The sequence below is a fragment of the Pseudonocardia oceanicola genome (assembly GCF_047200735.1).
Taxonomy (GTDB): Bacteria; Actinomycetota; Actinomycetes; order Mycobacteriales; family Pseudonocardiaceae; genus Pseudonocardia.
The window spans coordinates 128,595-148,312 of the sequence record NZ_JBJZON010000015.1 but is presented as its reverse complement, the minus strand read 5'-3'; the positions used below and the strand labels follow the sequence as shown (position 1 = coordinate 148,312).

Genomic DNA, 19,718 nt, shown 5'->3' with positions numbered 1-19,718 from the left:
GGACGCTTCTCGGCCGCTCGTGGCCGATCGCGGTCCCCTCCGACGATCACCGCCGCAAGCCCGGTCCGCCCCGCCGTCATGTCCGGACGGAGGCGACCTCAGAGGGCGGCGGCGCCGCAGCCCGCGCCGGTGAGGTCGATCGGGCGGGCCGCGATCCCGCGCAGGACCAGCCCGGTGACCGTCGGGTCGGTGGGCAGGGCGGAGTGGCTCACCCGGGCGACCGGGCAGACCTGCTGCACGGACACGTTGACCGCGCCGGCGAGGTTCGCGGTGTCGGGCGGGGTGGAGGTCTGGTCGTCGCCGGTCCGGACCGAGAGCCAGGGCAGGGCGTTGCCGACGTCGGCCGCCGCGAGCTCGGTGAGCTCGGCGGAGCCGGGGGCGAGCTGGCGGCAGGCCACCGGGCAGGCGCCGGGTACCTCACTGGCCGCGAGCGCGGCGAGCGACGTCCCGTGCAGGGGCGATCCGAGGGTGACGATGCGGCGGGCCTTGGCGGCGCCGTCGTCGCGGGCGACCCACAACCCGGCGACCACCCCGCCGGCGCTGTAGCCGACGACGTCGACGGACGGGGCGCCGGCGGCGAGGGCGGCGTCCGCCGCCTCGTCGAGCAGCCGGACCTGGGCGGAGAGGTCGCCGGTACCGTCGCCGACGAGGGTGAGCACCTCGGCGTCCCGGCCCGTCGCCTCGATCTGCGCCGCGAGCCGCAGCAGGGAGTCCCGACCGCCGCCGTACCCGGGCACGAGCAGCACGGGACCGGGGCGGTCCTGGGCGGGCCGGGCCTCCGTGTCGACGGAGGGCCCGGCGGAGCCCGCCACCCGCACCCCGACGACCACCGCCACCACCAGCACGAGCGCGGCGAGGACCGCGAGCACCGTCCTGCGCCGAGGGCTCACCGGCCGACCCCGACGGCTCGCTCGCCCGCTCCGGGGCGAGGTACCGGGCAGCCCGCTCGCCCAGGCCGGCGCTCCGCGGCACCGCCGCCGGAGCCGGTGTGCGGCGCACCGAGGTGGTGTGCGAGCGCGCGGCGGTGCCCGAGCGCGCGGCGGTGCCCGAGCGCGCGGCGGTGCCCGAGCGCGCGGCGGTGCCCGAGCGCGCGGCGGCGTACGACGAGGGAGTGGTGTGGGAGCGCGAGGGGGTAGGGGAGCGCCGAGCGGTCGGCCGGGGCGGCATCGTTCGGCGGGAGGGCAGCCGTCATGCGAGGGTGCCCTCGCCCGCCAGCAGCAGGTCCTGCACCACGCGGTCGGCGAGCAGGCGGCCCGGCCGGGTGAGGACTGCGCGGCCGCGACCGAGGGCCGCGGCGTCGAGCAGGCCGGCGGCAGCTGCGCGTTCGGCCTCGTGGCGGGCGGGGTCGTCGAGCAGCGCGAGGTCCAGACCCTCGGCGAGGCGCAGCCGCAGCATTACCCGCTCGGTGTGCCGGTCCGCCGCCGTCAGCACCTCGTGGTCGGCCTCCGGCGAACCCTCCGCGACGGTCGCGGCGTAGCGGGCGGGGTGTTTGACGTTCCACCAGCGCCGGCCGGCCAGGTGCGAATGGGCGCCGGGCCCGACGCCCCACCAGTCGCCGTCGAGCCAGTAGCCGAGGTTGTGCCGGCACTCGGCCCCGGGGGTACGCGCCCAGTTCGACACCTCGTACCAGTGCAGCCCGGCGGCCGTGAGCAGGTCGTCGATCAGCTCGTAACGCTCGGCGGCGACGTCATCGTCCGGCGCGGGCAACTCCCCGCGGGCGACCCGGCGGGCCAGCGCGGTGCCGTCCTCGACGATCAGCGAGTACGCCGAGACGTGGTCGACGCCCGCGTCGAGCACGGCCTCCACGGACGCGCGGAGGTCGTCCGTGGTCTCGCCGGGCGTCGCGTAGATCAGGTCGAGGTTGACATGGGCGATCCCGGCCGCCGCGGCCTCGCGCGCCGCCTCGACGGCGCGGCCCGGCGTGTGCCGGCGCTCCAGCACGCGCAGGACGTGCGGCGCCGCGGACTGCATGCCGAGCGAGACGCGGGTGAACCCGGCCCCGACGAGGTCGGCGAAGAACTCCGGCGACGTCGACTCCGGGTTCGACTCGGTCGTCACCTCGGCGCCCGGCGCGAGGCCGAACTCCGCGCGGACCGCGTCGAGCACGGTGCCGAGGCGTGCTGCGCCGATCAGGGACGGCGTGCCCCCGCCCACGAAAACCGTGTCGACGACGCGGTCGCCGACGGTGCGGCGGGCCTGGGCCAGCTCGCGGCGGACGGCGTCGAGCCAGCCGTCGGGCGACGACCCGGATCCGGCGAGCTCGGAGGCCGTGTAGGTGTTGAAGTCGCAGTAGCCGCAGCGCGACGCGCAGAAGGGCACGTGCACGTAGATCCCGAACGGCGGCTCGCTCACGGCTCCACGGTACGGACTCGGGGTGGCGAGGTGGCGGGGTCGTGCCTCACGTCGGACGCCTCGCCCATCCGTGATCACCGCGGGCGGTGGTGGGGCGTGCCGGGCGCCGCGCTGCCGGTGATGGCCCCGGTGTGGCGGCCGTCGAGCCGGTGATCGGTCGAGCGAGCCGCTCTCGGTCGGCCCGGTGCCGCCCCACACCGGTGCGGTCCCCGGCGGCGGGGACCCAGCGATCGTCAGGGACCCGGCGGCGCTCGCCGAAGGACCGCCGGTCCTCCTCGTCGGGAGCGACGGCGTGGCGTGGCCGTCCGTCGACGTCGGCCCTCAGCTCGAGCTCGGCCCAGCTCTCCGCCTCATCCCCCGCCGGCTCGGCCCGACGCTCGGCCTCCTCCGCGGCCCGCTCGTCCCGACGCTCGGCCTCGTCGGCGCGGCGTTCGACACGGTCCACGACGAGATCGCCATCCGGCCCCTGAGGACCGGGGACGACGCGACACGGGGGCGGCGAGCCGGGGTCCGGGCCCGACGGGCATGTGCCGGCACCTCCGCCGGACGGCGCGGGAGCCACCGGCGGTGCGCCCGCGGGACCACCCGGACCAGATCCGCCCGCGGCCGGCGGCACGCCGGGCGCGCCAGGTCCTGCGGGGTCACGCCCGGTCCCGCCCGACGGACCAGGCCCTGCGGGGTCACGCCCGGTCGCGCTCGACGGAGCAGGGGTCGACGGAGCAGGGGTCGACGGAGCAGGGGTCGACGGAGCAGGGCTCGACGGTCCAGGGGTCGTGCCCCCGCCCGCCGCTCCGCCCGACCCCGCCGAACCGCCCGACCCCGCGTCACCGGGCCCCACAGCCCCGCCGGAACCAGACCCTGCCCAACCACCTTGCGCCGCCGAGCCGCCCGACCCCGCCGACCCGCCGGAACCCGCTGAACCGGACCCCGCCGACCCGCCGGAGCCCGACCCCACCGAACCGGACCCCACCGAGCCCGACCCCACCGAGCCCGACCCCACCGAGCCCGACCCCACCGAGCCCGACCCCGCCGAGCCCGACCCCGCCGGGCCCGACCCCGCACCGGCCGAACCGGAACCGTCCGCCCCCGCACCGGGCGTGGCCGTGCCACCCGGATCGGCACCCGTCCCGCCGGGCGAGGGGGCGGACGAGATCGTCGGCAGCGCCGTCGGCGTGCGGTCGGCCACGTCGTCCGCGGCGACCACGGCCCAGGTCGCCGCTCCCCCGACGCCGAGCACCCCGACGGCCGCGAGCGCCGCCAGCAGCCCGCGCCGCCCCGGCTGCGTCGGTCGCCGGTGTCCGCGCAGCAGGTCCGCCGCCGGGATCCGGCCGCGCGCCCGTCCGTGCCGCGGAGCCATCGCCCTCCTTCCGCCGGCGCCCGGTTGCCCCGTTCCGCGGGACGTGAATCCCGTCGTGCCGATCATTCCGCCGCGGGCACACCCGCGCGACCCTCGCGGGCGAACACGACCGGGCGGGACCGGACCCTGAGAGATCGCCTGCGCCGTTCGGCCGCCGCCGATCTTCCCGGCGGGCGCGTGCAGGTCGGGCCGAGCCGGATGGGGTACCAAGGGGCCCACCGCGCGGCCGCCGCCGCGTCGGCGGCGGAGGAGGTCCCACACGGCATGGACACCGGGACGGACACCGAGCACGGGGTGCTCGGTGCGCGGTACCGCATCGACGAGCTGATCGGCGTGGGCGGCACCGCCCACGTCCACCGCGCGACGGACCTGCGGACCGGCCGCGCGGTCGCGATCAAGCTGCTCCACCCCGGGATCGACGTCCGCAGGTTGGGCGTCCGCGGGCTCGACGAGGTTCCGCCCCATCCGGCCCTCGTCGAGGTCCTCGACAGCGGTGTGGACGGTGGCGGCGACGGCGCAGGGGTCGACGGCGGCCGCGGCTACGTCGTCATGCAGCTGGTCGACGGCGGCTCCCTCGCCGACCTCGTCGAGCTCGGTCCCCTCCCCGTCGGCCGTGTGGTCGCGATCGGCACGGTGATCGCCGGGGCCCTCGCGCACCTGCACGCGCTCGGCGTCGTGCACCGCGACGTCAAGCCCGCCAACGTCCTGCTCGACCGCTCCGGTCGCCCCTTCCTCGCCGACCTCGGCGTCGCCCGGCTGCTCGACGCCACCCGTGTCACGACCATGGGGCTCGCCGTCGGGACGCCCGCGTACATGGCCCCCGAGCAGGTCAGGGGGCGCGAGGTCGGCCCGCCCGCGGACGTCTATGCCCTCGGCCTGGTCCTGCTCGAGGCGCTCACCGGGCGGCGCGAGTACGCCGGTGCGGCTCTGGAGTCGGCCGTCGCACGCATCCACCGGCGCCCCGACGTGCCGCCGCACCTCGACGCCCCGCTGCGCGCGCTGCTCATCGCGATGACCGCCGACGACGCCGCGGCCCGGCCGAGCGCCGCCGAGGTCGGGGAGCGCCTCGGGCACGTCGCCGTCCGCCCGGCGACGGCGCCGTTGCCCACGCCCGTACCGTCCCCGGCACGGCACCGGTCCGCCGCACCGGCGAGGCCGCGGCGCGGGGTGCTCGCGGTCGTGGCGGGCGGTGTGGTGGCGGCCGGTGGCGCGGTCGTCCTGGGCACGACCCTGCTCTCCGGTCCGACGACCACCGCACCCGCCCCCGTCGCACCCGCCCCCACCTCGGCCCCGACCGTCCCGGCCCCGACCGAGCAGGCCGTGCCGGACCTGGCGGGTGTCGCCGGGGCCGCCCTGGAGCAGGCCACGCCCACCCCGGAGGCTCCGGCGCCGGCCCGCACGCCCCGCGTCGTCCTGCGGGACGACGACGAGGACGACGAGGACTTCTTCGACCGGGACTTCCTCGACGATCTCGAGGACGAGGACGAGGACGGGACGGGCCGTGAGCGGGACGAAGGCAACGGCAACGGCAACGGCAACGGCAACGGCAACGGGCGCGGCCGGGGCTGACCCCGGCTGTGAGCCCCCTCCCAGCATCCGGGCGACCAGTGGCCTTCGGTGCGGGCACCGTGGCACCCTGATGGTCGTGACTGCGCTGACTCTGCGCCTCGTGGCCCGTCGCCACGTGGACCTGCACCGGGTCAACAGCGCGCTCTGTCGACGGTAGCGCCGCGCCGCGCCCTCGCCCCCTCAGACCAGGCCCCGGTCCGCGCCGGACTCCCGAGAAGTCCCGGCATGCCCCGGCGCCGCCATCGCCGAGCTCAGGAGCTCCCACCCTCATGCCCTCCTCCGTGCCCACGGACACCCCTGCCGTGCCGAACCAGAAGCGCAAGCGCGGCGAAGGCCAGTGGAAGCTCGGCCACCGCGAGCCGCTGAACCCGAACGAGCGCACCAAGCGCGACGACGACGGGCTCAACGTCCGCACCCGGATCGAGACCATCTACGCCAAGCGCGGCTTCGACTCGATCGACCCCGCCGACCTGCGGGGCCGTTTCCGCTGGTGGGGTCTCTACACCCAGCGCAAGCCCGGGATCGACGGCGGCCGCACGGCCGCCCTCGAGCCGGAGGAGCTGGACGACCGCTACTTCATGCTCCGCGTCCGCAGCGACGGCGGCGCGCTCACCACCGAGCAGCTGCGCGTGCTGGGCGAGATCTCCCAGCAGTACGCGCGCAACACCGCGGACATCTCGGACCGGCAGAACATCCAGTACCACTGGATCCAGGTCGAGGACATGCCGGCGATCTGGGAGAAGGTCGAGGGCGTCGGCCTGCTGACGACCGAGGCGTGCGGCGACACCCCGCGCGTCATCCTCGGCTCCCCCGTCGCGGGCGTCGCCGCGAGCGACCCCGTCGACCCCGAGCCCGCGATCCGCACCATCCTGGACCGCTACATCGGGTCCACGGAGTTCTCGAACCTCCCGCGCAAGTTCAAGACGGCGATCTCCTGGCAGCAGGACGTCGCGCACGAGATCAACGACATCTCGTTCGTCGGCGTGGACCACCCCGAGCACGGCCCCGGCTTCGACCTGTGGGTCGGCGGCGGGCTGTCCACCAACCCCAAGATCGCGCAGCGGCTGGGCACCTGGGTGCCGCTGGACGAGGTCCCCGAGGTGTGGGCGGGCGTCTGCAGCGTGTTCCGGGACTACGGCTACCGCCGCCTGCGGCACCGCGCCCGGATCAAGTTCCTGATCTCCGACTGGGGCGCGGAGGAGTTCCGCCGCGTGCTCGAGGAGGAGTACCTGGGCCGCAGGCTGGTCGACGGGCCCGCGCCGGCGGTCCCGGAGCGCCCGATCGACCACGTGGGTGTCCACCGGCAGAAGGACGGGAACAACTACATCGGGCTGGCCCCGGCGTCCGGCCGCGTCTCCGGGGACACCCTGGTCGCACTGGCCAAGGCCGCCGAGTCGGCCGGGTCGCGGCGGGTGCGGCTGACCGCGCAGCAGAAGGTGGTCGTGCTCGACGTGCCCGACGCGGCCGTCGAGTCCCTGGTCGCCGAGGCCGAGGGGATGGGGCTGCAGGCGAACCCCTCGCCGTGGCGGCGCGCGACCATGGCCTGCACCGGGATCGAGTTCTGCAAGCTCGCCATCGTCGAGACCAAGGAGCGGGCGATCCGCCTGGTCGACGACCTGGAGGAGCGTCTCGCGGACATCCAGGGCGACATCGACACGCCGGTGTCGATCCACCTGAACGGGTGCCCGAACTCCTGCGCGCGCACCCAGGTCGCCGACATCGGCCTCAAGGGCATGATCGTGCGCGACGCCGAGGGCAACCAGGTCGAGGGCTTCCAGGTGCACCTGGGCGGCGGGCTGGGCCTCGACGCCGGCTTCGGCCGCAAGCTGCGCGGGCTCAAGGTCACGAGCAAGGAACTCGGCGAGTACGTCGAGCGCGTGGTGCGGAAGTACGTCGCGCAGCGCGAGCAGGGCGAGCGCTTCGCCCAGTGGGTGCTGCGGGCGGACGAGGACGACCTCAAGTGACCGAGCTCGCGAGGTCACCATTCAGCGCAGCACCTCAGGTCATGTGGCCGACGAGCGCAAGCGAGGAGGCTCGATGACCTCGCGCGTCGTTCCCTACCACTGCCCGTACTGCGGCGAGGAAGACCTCGCCCCCGCCGAACGTTCGGACAAGGTGCCCGGTGCCGCCTGGTGGTGCGCCTCCTGCCTGCGCACCTTCGTCGTGACGTTCGTCGGCATCGGGGTCCCCGAAGGAGTCGAGTCATGAGTCTTGCCACGGAGACCGACCTGCGCGAGGTGGCCGCCCGCGGAGCCGAGCAGCTGGGCCCGGACGCCACCGCCGAGCAGGTGCTCGCCTGGGCCGCGGAGACCTTCGGCGACCGGCTGATCGTCGCGTCGAACATGCAGGACGCCGTGCTCGTCGACCTGGCCGCCAAGGCCCGGCCCGGCGTGGAGATCCTCTTCCTGGAGACCGGCTACCACTTCGCCGAGACGATCGGCACGCGGGACGCGGTGGAGCAGGTCTACGACGTGCGGATGGTCGACGCGCAGGCCGCGCAGTCCGTCGCCGAGCAGGACGCCGCCGAGGGCAAGGACCTCTGGGCGCGCGACCCCAACCGGTGCTGCGCGCTGCGGAAGGTCGCGCCGCTGCAGGACACCCTCGCCCGCTACGACGCCTGGGTCACCGGCGTCCGCCGCGTCGAGGCGCCCACCCGCGCGAACACCCCCCTGGTCACCTACGACGAGAAGTTCGGGCTGGTCAAGATCAACCCGATCGCGGCGTGGAGCGACGAGGAGATGGGGCAGTACATCGCCGAGCACGGGATCCTGGTGAACCCGCTGGTCGACGCGGGGTACCCGAGCATCGGCTGCGCCCCCTGCACCGCCAAGCCCCGCCCCGGGGCCGACCCGCGCAGCGGCCGCTGGGCGGGCACGTCGAAGATCGAATGCGGGCTGCACACGTGACCGAGCCGGCGAAGGCCCTGGAGACACGAGCATGACGACACTCGAGAAGAAGGCCGCGCTCGACGCGCTCGACGCGCTCGAGTCCGAGTCCATCCACATCTTCCGCGAGGTCGCGGGCGAGTTCGACCGCCCGGTGATCCTGTTCTCCGGCGGCAAGGACTCCACCCTGCTGGTGCACCTGGCCGTCAAGGCGTTCGCGCCGGCGCCGGTGCCGTTCCCGCTGCTGCACGTCGACACCGGGCACAACTTCGACGAGGTCATCGACTTCCGGGATTCGATCGTCGAGCGCCTGGGCCTGCGGCTCGAGGTCGCGAAGGTCCAGGACTACATCGACGACGGCCGGCTGGTCGAGCGCGCCGACGGCACCCGCAACCCGCTGCAGACCCAACCCCTGCTCGACGCGATCGTCGAGCACCGGTTCGACGCCGTGTTCGGCGGCGGGCGCCGGGACGAGGAGCGGGCGCGGGCCAAGGAGCGGATCATGTCGCTCCGCGACGCGTTCGGTCGCTGGGACCCGCGGAAACAGCGGCCCGAGCTGTGGAACCTCTACAACGGACGGCACGCCCCGGGCGAGCACGTGCGCGTCTTCCCGATCTCCAACTGGACCGAGATCGACGTCTGGCGCTACATCCAGCGCGAGGAGATCGAGCTGCCGTCGATCTACTACGCGCACGAGCGCGAGGTCTTCCGGCGGGACGGCATGTGGCTCACCGAGGGTCCGTGGGGGGACGCCCGCGGGGCGACGGTGGAGTCGAGGTCGGTGCGCTACCGGACCGTCGGCGACGGCTCCTGCACCGGCGCCGTCGAGTCCACCGCCACCACCCTCGACGACATCATCGCCGAGGTCACCGCCTCCCGGCTCACCGAGCGCGGCGCCACCCGCGCCGACGACCGCCTCTCCGAGGCCGCCATGGAGGACCGCAAGCGCGAGGGGTACTTCTGATGGGCTCTACGGGATCTGGCAGGGACCTGCTGCGCTTCGCGACGGCGGGCTCCGTCGACGACGGCAAGTCCACCCTGGTCGGGCGGCTGCTCTACGACACCAAGTCCGTGCTCGCCGACCAGATCGAGGCCGTGCAGCGCGCGTCCGTCGACAAGGGACTGGCCACACCGGACCTGTCGCTACTGGTCGACGGCCTGCGGGCCGAGCGCGAGCAGGGCATCACGATCGACGTCGCCTACCGCTACTTCGGCACGCCCACGCGCGAGTTCGTGCTGGCGGACACCCCGGGGCACGTGCAGTACACGCGCAACACGGTGACCGGGGCGTCGACCGCCGAGCTGGCGGTGCTGCTCGTGGACGCGCGCAACGGGATCGTCGAGCAGACCCGCCGGCACGCCACCGTGTTGGCGATGCTGCGCGTGCCGCGGCTCGTCCTGGCGATCAACAAGATCGACCTCGTCGACTACGACGAGGCCGCGCTGCGGGCGATCGAGAAGGAGTTCGCCGGACTGGCGCGCTCGCTCGGCTTCGCCGACGACGCCGTGCAGACCATCCCGGTGTCCGCGCTGGTCGGCGACAACGTGGTCGAGCGCTCCGCGCACACGCCCTGGTACGACGGGCCGACGCTGCTCGGGCACCTCGAGTCGGTTCCCGTCGTCGGGCCGGAGGTGGCGAAGCCCTTCCGGATGCCGGTGCAGTACGTGATCCGCCCGCGCGGGAGTGCCGATGCGCGCTGGGGGGACCTGCACGACTACCGGGGATACGCGGGTCAGATCGCGGCCGGCGCGGTCCGGCCGGGCGACACCGTGGTCGTGCTGCCCGAGGGCCGCGAGACGCGGGTGACCCACGTCGACACCGCCGACGGCCCGCTCGACGAGGGCACCGCCGGACGCTCGGTGACCATCCGCCTGGCGGACGACATCGACATCTCCCGCGGCGACATGCTGGTCGCGGCGGACGCGCAGCCCTCCGTGACGGCCGAGATCGACGCGACGCTCTGCTGGCTGGGTGACAAGCCGCTGCGCCCGAACGCCCGGCTGCTGCTCAAGCACGGCACCCGCACCACGCAGGTGATGGTCGGCGCGCCGGAGTCCCGCATCGACACGGACACATTGACCGAGGTCGAGGCGGAGGCCCTGGGGCTCAACGACATCGGCCGGGTCACGGTCCGCACCGCGGACCCGCTGCCGGTCGACGAGTACGCCGACATCCGCGCCACGGGCAGCTTCGTCCTCATCGACCCGCCCACCGGCAACACCCTCGCCGCGGGCCTGGTCGGCACCCCGCTGGCCCTGCGCCCCGCCGAGTGACCACGACCCGCACTCCCCCTCCCCGCGAGTCGCGCTGTGGGCTCCCGCGAGTCGCGCTGTGGGCTCCCGCGAGTCGCGCTGTGGGCTCCCGCGAGTCGCGCTCCGGGCTCCCGCGAGTCGCGCTCCGGGCTCCCACGAGTCGCAGCCGGGCTCGCGGGACGGGAGCGGCGGGCATGATCGGAACTGATCGCTGATGTCGTCTCCCGCTCTCGTCGCCGTCGCGCACGGCAGCCGGGACCCACGGTCCTCGACGACCATCCGGGACCTCGTCGACGTCGCGCGCTCCCGGGCGCCGGGGCTCGACGTCCGGCCCGCCTTCCTCGACTTCGACGAGCCCGGGTTCGGCGAGGTGCTGGCCGGCCTGGCCGGGCCCGCCGTCGTGGTGCCGTTGCTGCTCGGCTCGGCCTACCACGCACGGGTCGACATCCCGGCGGTCGTGGCGGAGTCCGGCGCGGCCGAGGTCCGGGTCGCCGACGTCCTCGGGCCCGATCCGGCTCTGCTCGACGTCGCCGCCGAGCGGCTCGCGGCCCTCGGAGCCGCCCCCGGGGACCCCGGTCTGGGGATCGTGCTCGCCGGCACGGGCTCGTCGCACGCGGCCGCCAACGACGTCGTGCACCGGCTCGCCGGGCGCTGGCCCGGGGCCGTCGCCGGCTTCGCCACCGCCTCACCGCGCGTCGCCGACGCGGCTGCGGCGCTGCGGGAGCGCGGGTTCCGGCGCATCGCCGTGGCCTCGTGGTTCCTCGCCCCCGGGCGGCTGCTCGACCGGGTTCACGAGCAGGTCGGTGGCGCGCCCGTCGCCGAGGCGCTCGGGGCGCACCCGGCGATCGCCGACGTCGTCCTGGCCCGCTACCGCGCCGCCGCGGCCGCCCTGCTGCCCGCCGCGGCCTGAGCCCGTCCTCCTCGAGGCCACCGGGAACCGTCGGCTGCTCCCCACGAGGTCGTCGGCCTCCCCCGGGCACTCGTGATCGCCGATCGTGACCGATGCCGGCCACGGGCGGCCCCGGTCCGTCCCGAACGGCGATCACGAGCCCGGAGAACGGGAACCGTCCTGAGAGGCTGACCACGTCCCCCGAGCCGGACGATCATGATGTGCCGCCGGTCCCGGCCGTCTCCGCATGTCAGCACGGAACGCCGTCCTACCAGCGGTTTCGTCCGGACATTTGCCACCCCTCCCGCATCACGGACCCCGGGTTGTCCCCGGGGCCCGCTGATCGCACGATGAGGTCATGCCCGCCGACGATCTGCGCCCGACCACCTCGGGTGCCTTCGCCGTGCGGCCCCTCCGGATCTCGGATCTGGAGCGGTTCTGGCCGTCGCGCCGCGGCCACGCGTTCGACGAGTTCTGTCGCTGACCCTCGTCCCCCGCCCCCCGCTCGATCGCGCCGCGCCCCGGCCTGTTCGCCGTGCCCGCGCGCGCCCACCACCGCGAGAGAACCCCCGCAATGCGCACCCTGATCGTGTTCGCCCTGGTCGGCCTGGGCGCCCAGCTCGTCGACGGCGCCCTCGGCATGGCCTACGGCGTCACCTCCTCCTCCCTCCTGCTGATGGCCGGCGTGAACCCCGCCGCGACGAGCGCCTCCGTCCACCTCGCCGAGGTGGGCACCACGCTGGCCGCCGGTGCCTCGCACTGGCGCTTCGGCAACGTCGACTGGAAGCTCGTCCTCCGCCTCGGCGTGCCGGGCGCGGTCGGCGCGTTCCTCGGGGCGACCGCCCTCTCGGCGCTGTCGACCGAGAACGCCGCCCCGATCATGTCCGGCATCCTGCTGGCGCTCGGCGTCTACATCCTGCTGCGGTTCTCGATCCGCCCGCCCCGCGAGGCGACGGCCCGCCGCTCCCCGCACCGCTCGAAGTTCCTGTCCCCCTTGGGTCTGGTCGCGGGATTCGTCGACGCCAGCGGCGGCGGCGGATGGGGGCCGGTCGCGACGCCGGCGCTCCTGACGGCCGGCAAGACCGCGCCGCGCACGGTGATCGGATCGGTCGACACCTCGGAGTTCCTGGTCGCGCTGTTCGCGAGCATCGGTTTCCTGATCGGGCTCGGCAGCGCGGTGCTCGACCCCTGGACGATCGGCGGGCTGCTGCTCGGCGGCCTGGTCGCCGCGCCGATCGCGGCCTGGCTGGTCACCAAGATCCCCGCGCCGGTCCTCGGCACCGCGGTCGGCGGCATCATCGTCTTCACGAACGCCCGCACGATCCTCCGGGCGGTCGACCTGCCCGGCACCGTGGTCGCCGCCGTCTACGTCGTGATCGTGGCGGCCTGGATCGCCGCGGTCGTCGTCGCCGTCGGCCGGCTCCGTCGTGCCCGGGCGGCCGCCGCGGCGCAGCCGGACCCGGTCGATCTCGAACTGGCGGGCGCGGCCGCCGGCGGCTCGACCGAGCGGCTCCCGTCCGACTCCACCCCGCGCCCCCTTCCCGACGAGGACTGAGCCAGCGGCGCTCCCGCTCAGCAGGGGTGGGGGCCGAGCCGGCTGCCCCCGCGACACGGACGGCGCTCTCGCTCACCACGGGTGAGCGGGAGCGCCGTTCGTCCGTTCGGGGCGCGTGCGCTCAGGCCGCGGCGCGGCGCGCGCCCGAGAGGGAGAGCAGGACGGCGCGGGCGACGGCGTCGTTGTAGCGCAGGCTCTGCGCGTTCATCCCGGGCCGGGTGAAGGCGCCCGCGACCTTGACCGTGGTGTGCGGGCCGACGGCGAACCGCCGCCCGTGGACGTTCCCGCCGGCATCGACCAGCGCCCCGTCCGCCGGCCGCACCCGGACCAGCCCGGTGTGCCGCAGGACCGCGCCCGTGTCGTCCCGAAGGATCTCCTCGGACACCTCACCGGTGGTGTGCAGGGCAGCCAGCAGCGGGTCCGCCGTCCGATCGAGACTCGGGTCGGGCAGGCGGGCGTCGATCAGGATCGTGGACCGGACCGGCGCCGCCCCGGCGAGCGTGGTGCTGCCGGCGCGGAACCCGTCGTCGTCGAGGTCGACCCAGGTGCCGGGGCCCAGGAACTGCACGAACCCGGCCTCGGAGAGGGCCAGCAGCTGGCGGACCCGGAACCCGGGCGGCCCGCTCGCGACCGAGTTGAAGAAGGCCTGCCACCACGGGACGTCGCGGGCCCGCGAGGCCGCGGACAGCAGCGCGGCGCCCTGCACCCGCGTGATCTCCCCGTACACTGCGAGCATCGCCGTGAACGCCCCGAGGTGCGGGGTGTGCCGCTCGTCGGTGTGCCGATGCAGGTCCTCGGCGATCCGGGCCCGGACGAGCGGCTGGAGCTCCTCGAGCGACCCGGCCGCCAGCCCGTCGAAGGGCCGGTCCAGCGCCGCGAAGTCGATCCGGTCGACCGGGTCGGGCACCGCAACGGACAGCAGGTCCGCCATCTCCGGGGAGTCCCAGTCGAGCGCGGCGAAGCGCGGCTCGAACTCCGTCCACGGCAGCGCGACCAGCTCGGGATGGCCACCGAACAGCTCGTGGTACCAGCCGAAGGCGATCTCCTTGGCCATCAGCGGCCACAGGTCGCGGCGCAGCTCCAGCGGCCGCGGCAGCGCCTCGGCCAGGGCGTCGACCACCGCGGAGGTGAGGAACCGCGGCACCGGCGGGCGCCCCGCGCGCAGCTGGTAGTGCGACTTCGAGTGGTAGGGGGCGCCGCGCGGGGACCCGGCCACCAGCCGCGGCTCGCGGCCCGAGGGCAGGTACGTCAGCCCGTCGGGTCCCTCCTCGAACCGGCCGCCGCGCCCCTCGAACAGCAGCACCATCAGGTCGACGAACGCCAGCCCCAGCCCGCGCGTGATCACCGTCTCCTCCGGCTCGACGACCGAGAGGTCCGAGTCCGTGGTCTGCTCCGGCGGCAGGTAGCGCAGGCCCCGGGCCGTGGCCGCGTCGAGCAGCGCCTGCTCCTCCGGCGTCGGGCCGGCGTCGAGGTGCCCGGACGCCAGGACGACGGCGTCGACGGTCAGCGCGGGCTCCCCCTCGACCGCCAGCACCTGCCGACCGGCCCGCTCGGTCAGCCCAGTCGCGCGGGCGGGGTGGACGTGCACCCGGACGTCGTCGGGCAGCCCGTCGACGACCGTGCGCAGGACGGAGGCGAGGTAGCGGCTCTGCAGCCGGCGGCTCGGGAAGGTGGAGGCGGTGACGGCGCGCAGCTCGGCGACCAGCTCGGGTGGCCACTCGGCGAGGTCGGCCTCGGAGAGCCCCTGCGCCCAGTCCCAGAAGGACGGCCCGGGAACGATCGGCCCGTCGCACACCACGGTGTCGTCGGTGAACATCGTGACGTCCGCGGCCATCGAGTTCATGGCGAGCAGCGGCGACTGTGCGTCGCGCCAGATCCGCCCGGCACCGGCCGGGTACGGGTCGACCAGATGGACGTCCAGGGCGTCCCGGAGCAGCTCGTGCGCACTGGCGGAGATCCGTTCGAGGATCCCGACGCCGCGCGGGCCAGCCCCGACGATCGCGATGGCGGTGCTCATCGTCCTCCCGGCGGTCGGTCCTCGCAGCGTGCAGCGCGCAGGCCCACCGTCGGTATTCCCGGGGCCTGCCCCAGGCACGAGTGGGGGTCCACCCCACATCGGGAACGGGGGCCGGCGCACCGTTCGCGGGGGTTGGCTCGCTCGTCCCGAGCCTCCCGCACCGGCACAGTTCTCGGCACCGGAGGCCCCGGACCGGGGGCCTCCACCGGACGAGGAGCACACATGTCGAACTGGGAGAGCAGCTACAGCGAGGACTACTCCGAGGACTACTCGGAGGACTACTGGGAGGACCACTCGGACGAGGGCTACGACGACCACGACGGCGGCGAGGACGACGGCGACTTCGAGGAGACCGCGAGCTTCGAGGAGGACGACACCGACACCGACGACGCCACCTCCGACGACCACTGCGACGACCACTACGCCGCATGACCCGACCCGGCCGGCCCGCCCCGCGGGTCGGCCGGAGCCGTCCCCACGGCGCCCGCCCGACGTCGTGCCGGACGCTCTGCCCGTCCACCCCGAGGAGCCGGAGATGCCCGAGACGATCGCCGCCGCCCGCAGCACCGCTGCCCAGGCGGCCGAGCTCCTCGACGAGACCCTCGCCGGCGCGGAGGCCAACGACCGCGCGGACCTGATCCGCCGCCTGCACCGCGCCCGCGAGACCCTGCGGCTGTCCCGCAACACCGACCAGGAGGTTGCCGCGGTCCGCGCGGCCGGTGAGGAGACCGACCGCGCCCTCGCCTCCCTGGGGACCGACCTGCGCTACCGCCGCGCCGCCCTCGCCGATCCCACCCGCGCCAACCGGCTGCGCGCCGAGCTGGCCCGCACCCGCACGCAGTCCGAGCACGAGCGCGCCCTCGCCCGGGAGTGGCCCCAGCTCCTCGCCGACGGCTTCGCCGCCCTCGTCTCCGACGCCGAGTTCGCGGTCCGGACCGCCGCCCGCGGGGTGCTGGCCGAATCCGACGCCGCCCTCGCGGCGACCGATCCGCGCAAGGATCGCGCCCGCCTCGACGCACAGCTCCGCGAGCGCCTCGTCACCGAGGCCGACCGGGCACACGGACAGGCCCGCGACACCGTCGCCGAGCTCACCGCGCGGCTCGACCGACACCTCGAGCTCGGCACCCCGCTCGAGGTGCCCGTCCTGCCGATGACCGCCCCGACCACGCTCGTCGACGGCCTCGCCCCACCGCCGGTCGCGTCCGACCGGGGCGCCATGCCCGTGGGCGCCCGACTGTCCAGGATCGTCATGCCCTCCTACGGCGGCATCATGATGTCCCTGGTTCTCACCCGGGTCTTCCACGTCGCGATGCCGCTCTGGGTCCTGATCACCGGGGCCGTGACGGCGGCGCTCTTGCTCGGCGGTTCCGCCGTGGCCGCGGAGCGCAAGCGCTCCCTCGACCGCCGCCGCCAGGAGGCTCGTGCGGGGACCCGCGCCGTCGTCGAAGAGTTCCAGATCGTGCTGGTCAAGCAGCTGCGCGACGCCTCCCGGACCGCTCAGACCACGCTGCGCCGCGCAGCCGGAGCCGCGGTCACCGCCCGCGAGAAGGCCACCACGACGCGGCTCGAGGGCGTGCGGCGCAGCGTCGACGAGCTGCGCGACGCGAACCGCGCGATCCGCGCGGTGGACGACGACCTCGCCTCCGTCGCCGAGCTCCGGGGCCGGGCCCGACGGCTGGCGGACGGCAGCGGCTGAGGACACCAACGGCCGCGCCGGCCTCGTGGAGGCAACTGAGCTCGCACTATGGCTCCACAACGCATCCTGAAGGCGCGCGGGCTCGCGTTATGGTTCCATAACGCGCTCTGGAGGCGCGTGAGCTCGCCTTATGGTTCCACAACGCGTCCCCTCAGCGGGACGAAGCGGGACGAATCGGGACAGTTTGCCGGTGGCGGCGTTGCGCGGGATCCGGTCGACGGTGCGGACGGTGATCGCGGCGTCGGGAAGGCCGTAGGGCCGGAGCGCCTCCACCAGCGCCTCGGTCACCGCCGGGAGATCCGGTGAGCCGACCACCAGCACGTCCGCTCCGCCCGAGGTCTGGTGGACCTGGTACTCGGCGATCCGCGGGTCGGCGCCCAGGACGTACCGGAAGGCGCTGGCCGGGACGAGCAGCCCGCCGTACCGGAGGTCGTCGTCGCGGCGCCCCGCCACGGCGGCGACCCGCGGCATCGCGCTGCCGCACGGGCACACCCCGGGGAGCAGGGTGACCTCGTCGCCCAGGTCGTAGCGGACGAAGGGGAACGTGCGGCCCGCCAGCCCCGTCGCGAGGGTGCGCGCGGCGGGCTCGTCCGGGCCGACGGGGCGGCCGTCGGCGTCGACCCGCTCGAGGATCACCTCGTCGTCCGAGATGTGCAGGCCGTCGCCCACCCCGCAGCCGACGGCCTGGACTCCGATCTCGGTCGAGCCCCAGAGGTTGTGCACCGGGGCGCCCCAGGCGGCGCCGATCGCGGTCCGGTCCTCCTCGGTCAGCGGCTCGGAGTTGGTGCTGACCCGCAGCGGGCGGACGTCGAGTTCCCCGGCGAGCGTGGCCCGGGCGAGCCGGCCGATCACCGACGCGTACCCGACCATCGCGGTCGGGCGGGCATCGGCGACGGCCGCGAGCACGTCGTCGAACGGCGCGGCGGCCGGGATCACCACGGTCTCCGTCGACGCGGCCGTGCCCACCGCGAACAGCGGCGTGCTGGCGTGCGGCGGCCCACCCGCCGAGAGCACCGCCAGCCGCGCGGGACCGTCGGTCCCGCCGGCCCGGTCGGCACGGAGCTGCCACCGCCACGCGAGGCAGGCGAGCGTGACGAACTGCGCCCAGTCCCAGAGGTACACACCCCGCACACCGCTCGACCCGCCCGAGCTGAACACCTGGTACCCCTGCGGGGTGTAGGAGAACCAGCGCTGCCGGGCGAGCACCCGCTCCACCCCGGCGCGGTCCAGGCCGGGGGTGGTGACGATCGCGTCCCACTCCTCCTGGGCCTCCCGCTTGGTCATCACGGGCAAGCGGGCGAGGTCGTCGACGGTCGCCGTCGCCGGATCGACCTCGCCCGTCCGGGCGGCGTGGAAGGGCGAGCGTTCCCGTGCCCAGCCGAGCAGGGCGCGCAGCCGCTCGGCCCGGTGCCGCTCGATCCGCTCGCGCGGCCAGCCGAGCCGCGCGACGTGGTCCTCGAGGGCGGCCCGCACCGCGCTCAGGTGCGCGGCGCGGACCCGCTCGTAGGCCCTGCGCTCCTCGTCCATGCGAGCAGTGTGCTCCCGGCAGGTGCCGCGGCGTCACCACTCACGCGAGCGCGCCGCCGTCGTGCGACCGCGGAGCAACGACGAACGAACGAGACGCACGGAGGCACCCCGGACGTGCCTCGTGGAGCCAGGGCGCGGGCAGGTGGTCAGAGGTCGGCGACCGCCGGGACGACCTCCTTGCCCAGCACGCGCAGCGGTTCGAGCTCGGAGACCCCCGGCACCGTGCCGTGGTACTCCTGCACGCCCAGCCCGGCGAGCTCGGTGAGCCGCTCGACCAGGGCCGGCGGGTCGCTCGGGTCGAGCGGGCCCATGACGGTCTTCTCGATCTCGTCGTAGTCCCGGCCGACCTCCTCGCAGTGCCGCCGCAGGACGTCGAACTTGTGCGGCAGGTCGGGACCGGCGAACAGGTTGCACGCGTTCGCGTACTGCGCGACCAGGCGCAACGTCTTCTTCTCGCCCCCACCGCCGATGAGGATCGGCGGGTGCGGGCGGGTCAACGGCTGCGGCACGTTCAACGTCCGCTCGAGCCGGTAGTGCGTGCCCTCGAACGGGCCGTCGTCCGCGCTCCACATCTGCAGGCAGATGCGCAGCGTCTCCTCCAGTCGCTCGAACCGCTCGGCGGTCGGCGGGAAGAACAGCCCGAGACCCTTCGCCTCCTCCTCGTTCCAGGCGGCGCCGACGCCGAGCCACGCCCGCCCCTTCGACAGCACGTCGAGGGTGGTGACGAGCTTGGCGAGCAGCCCCGGCTCCCGGTAGCTGACGGCGGTGACCCAGGCCAGCAGCTCGACGCGCTCGGTGCGCGCGGCCAGATAACCCAGCGTGGTGTACGCCTCCAGCATGTCGTTCTCGATCGGCCCGACGGGCCGGATCTGCCAGACGTGGTCCATCACGCTGACCCGGGCGATCCCGGCCTCCTCGGCCGCGACGGCGATCCGGGTGAGGTCGTCGGCGAGGCCCTGCGGGCCGCTCGGGTAGGTGAAGTCCGCGATGTGCAGGCCGAGTTTCACGCGCTCTCCCTCACAGGTGGAAGTGTCCTCCGGTTACGACGCTAGCCCTGTCGGCTCCGTGCCGCCCGGCCGGAGCCTGGTCCCGTCGGTACCACCCGGAGCGCCTACCCACCCGAGCGCCTGTTCACCCCGTACCCCTCTGCGCCCCGAACCCGCCGTCGCGGTGTTCGTGGACCTGGTGGATCCGGGGCTGCTCGAGCCGCCGGCCGACGTCCTTCGGCTCGCCCTGCACCCCCGCGGCCTCGCGCGGTACGTCGATGGCCTCGACGAGTACCCCGCCCACCTCGTCTCGCGGCTGCGGCGCCAGGTCGACCGCTCGGCCGACCCCGCCCTCGGCGCCCTGTTCGACGAGCTGGTCGGGCACTGCCGCACGCTCGGCCTCGACCCGGACGCGCGTCCGCGCAACGGGGTCGTGCTGCCCTTGCGGCTGCGCCACCCCGACGGCCTGCGCACCTTCCTCTCGACGGTCTCGGTGCTCGGTGCGCCGCTGGACATCACCCTGGAGGAGGTGGCGGTCGAGTCCTTCTTCCCTGCCGCCGCCCCCACCGCGGACCACCTGCACCGGCGGTTCGGCGGGGCGGACCACCGGCGCTGACGGCGGGGGCGCCGGG

The 19,718-nt window shown here is 75.0% G+C and carries 17 protein-coding genes; 12 read left to right on the top strand and 5 right to left on the bottom strand.

Annotation, left to right across the window (positions count from 1 at the left end):
- Nucleotides 1–98: 98 nt before the first annotated feature.
- Together ACL02T_RS21190 and hemW are read right to left on the bottom strand one after the other, a co-directional pair.
- On the bottom strand, nt 99–890 hold the full coding sequence (locus ACL02T_RS21190) for an esterase/lipase family protein (protein WP_412832464.1): 792 nt from the start codon (nt 888–890) through the stop codon (nt 99–101).
- A 298-nt stretch (nt 891–1,188) separates the two neighbouring features.
- Nucleotides 1,189–2,352 (bottom strand): radical SAM family heme chaperone HemW, encoded by a 1,164-nt coding sequence (hemW, locus tag ACL02T_RS21185; RefSeq protein WP_412832463.1) that lies wholly within the window; start codon nt 2,350–2,352, stop codon nt 1,189–1,191.
- A 1,621-nt stretch (nt 2,353–3,973) separates the two neighbouring features.
- Between hemW and ACL02T_RS21180 the strand changes: the two genes are divergently transcribed.
- The 9 genes from ACL02T_RS21180 (at nt 3,974) to ACL02T_RS21140 (ending at nt 12,860) form a co-directional block, all read left to right on the top strand.
- Nucleotides 3,974–5,278 (top strand): serine/threonine-protein kinase, encoded by a 1,305-nt coding sequence (locus ACL02T_RS21180; protein WP_412832462.1) that lies wholly within the window; start codon nt 3,974–3,976, stop codon nt 5,276–5,278.
- Between the two features lie 269 nt (nt 5,279–5,547).
- Nucleotides 5,548–7,242 carry a nitrite/sulfite reductase gene (locus ACL02T_RS21175; RefSeq protein WP_412832461.1) on the top strand — a complete coding sequence of 565 codons (1,695 nt, stop codon included), beginning with the start codon at nt 5,548–5,550 and terminating at the stop codon, nt 7,240–7,242.
- Nucleotides 7,243–7,315: 73 nt separating this feature from the next.
- Entirely contained in the window at nt 7,316–7,486 is a 171-nt protein-coding gene (locus ACL02T_RS21170) for an Insertion element protein (RefSeq protein ID WP_412832460.1), read from the top strand.
- Nucleotides 7,483–8,184 carry a phosphoadenylyl-sulfate reductase gene (locus tag ACL02T_RS21165; protein ID WP_412832459.1) on the top strand — a complete coding sequence of 234 codons (702 nt, stop codon included), beginning with the start codon at nt 7,483–7,485 and terminating at the stop codon, nt 8,182–8,184. Before ACL02T_RS21170 ends, ACL02T_RS21165 begins: the two co-directional genes overlap by 4 nt.
- A 31-nt stretch (nt 8,185–8,215) precedes the next feature.
- Nucleotides 8,216–9,127 carry a sulfate adenylyltransferase subunit CysD gene (gene cysD / locus ACL02T_RS21160; RefSeq protein WP_412832458.1) on the top strand — a complete coding sequence of 304 codons (912 nt, stop codon included), beginning with the start codon at nt 8,216–8,218 and terminating at the stop codon, nt 9,125–9,127.
- Nucleotides 9,127–10,437, top strand: a complete 1,311-nt coding sequence (locus ACL02T_RS21155) for a sulfate adenylyltransferase subunit 1 (protein WP_412832457.1) — start codon at nt 9,127–9,129, stop codon at nt 10,435–10,437. Before cysD ends, ACL02T_RS21155 begins: the two co-directional genes overlap by 1 nt.
- Nucleotides 10,438–10,630: 193 nt before the next feature.
- Nucleotides 10,631–11,326, top strand: coding sequence for a sirohydrochlorin chelatase (locus ACL02T_RS21150; protein ID WP_412832456.1), 696 nt, complete (start codon nt 10,631–10,633; stop codon nt 11,324–11,326).
- 337 nt (nt 11,327–11,663) lie between these two features.
- Nucleotides 11,664–11,789: a hypothetical protein gene (locus ACL02T_RS21145; RefSeq protein ID WP_412832455.1), complete on the top strand. Its 126-nt coding sequence runs from the start codon at nt 11,664–11,666 to the stop codon at nt 11,787–11,789.
- Nucleotides 11,790–11,879: 90 nt separating this feature from the next.
- Nucleotides 11,880–12,860 (top strand): sulfite exporter TauE/SafE family protein, encoded by a 981-nt coding sequence (locus ACL02T_RS21140; protein ID WP_412832454.1) that lies wholly within the window; start codon nt 11,880–11,882, stop codon nt 12,858–12,860.
- 121 nt (nt 12,861–12,981) lie between these two features.
- Here the strand turns inward: ACL02T_RS21140 and ACL02T_RS21135 are convergent, their stop codons facing one another.
- Nucleotides 12,982–14,877 (bottom strand): FAD/NAD(P)-binding protein, encoded by a 1,896-nt coding sequence (locus ACL02T_RS21135; protein WP_412832453.1) that lies wholly within the window; start codon nt 14,875–14,877, stop codon nt 12,982–12,984.
- 222 nt (nt 14,878–15,099) lie between these two features.
- On the opposite strand from ACL02T_RS21135, the gene ACL02T_RS21130 reads away from it, so the two are divergent.
- Both ACL02T_RS21130 and ACL02T_RS21125 read left to right on the top strand, forming a co-directional pair.
- Nucleotides 15,100–15,309: a hypothetical protein gene (locus ACL02T_RS21130; protein ID WP_412832452.1), complete on the top strand. Its 210-nt coding sequence runs from the start codon at nt 15,100–15,102 to the stop codon at nt 15,307–15,309.
- Between the two features lie 103 nt (nt 15,310–15,412).
- Nucleotides 15,413–16,573, top strand: a complete 1,161-nt coding sequence (locus ACL02T_RS21125; RefSeq protein ID WP_412832451.1) for a coiled-coil domain-containing protein — start codon at nt 15,413–15,415, stop codon at nt 16,571–16,573.
- A gap of 87 nt (nt 16,574–16,660) precedes the next feature.
- Here the strand turns inward: ACL02T_RS21125 and ACL02T_RS21120 are convergent, their stop codons facing one another.
- Together ACL02T_RS21120 and ACL02T_RS21115 are read right to left on the bottom strand one after the other, a co-directional pair.
- Complete coding sequence (locus ACL02T_RS21120) at nt 16,661–18,100, bottom strand: phenylacetate--CoA ligase family protein (RefSeq protein WP_412832450.1); 1,440 nt, start codon at nt 18,098–18,100, stop codon at nt 16,661–16,663.
- A gap of 146 nt (nt 18,101–18,246) precedes the next feature.
- On the bottom strand, nt 18,247–19,107 hold the full coding sequence (locus ACL02T_RS21115; protein ID WP_412832449.1) for an LLM class F420-dependent oxidoreductase: 861 nt from the start codon (nt 19,105–19,107) through the stop codon (nt 18,247–18,249).
- Here ACL02T_RS21115 and ACL02T_RS21110 point away from each other — a divergent pair.
- A complete protein-coding gene (locus ACL02T_RS21110; protein ID WP_412832448.1) occupies nt 19,088–19,702 on the top strand; it encodes an MmyB family transcriptional regulator in 615 nt (204 codons plus the stop codon). The genes ACL02T_RS21115 and ACL02T_RS21110 overlap by 20 nt on opposite strands.
- The last annotated feature ends 16 nt before the right edge of the window (nt 19,703–19,718 follow it).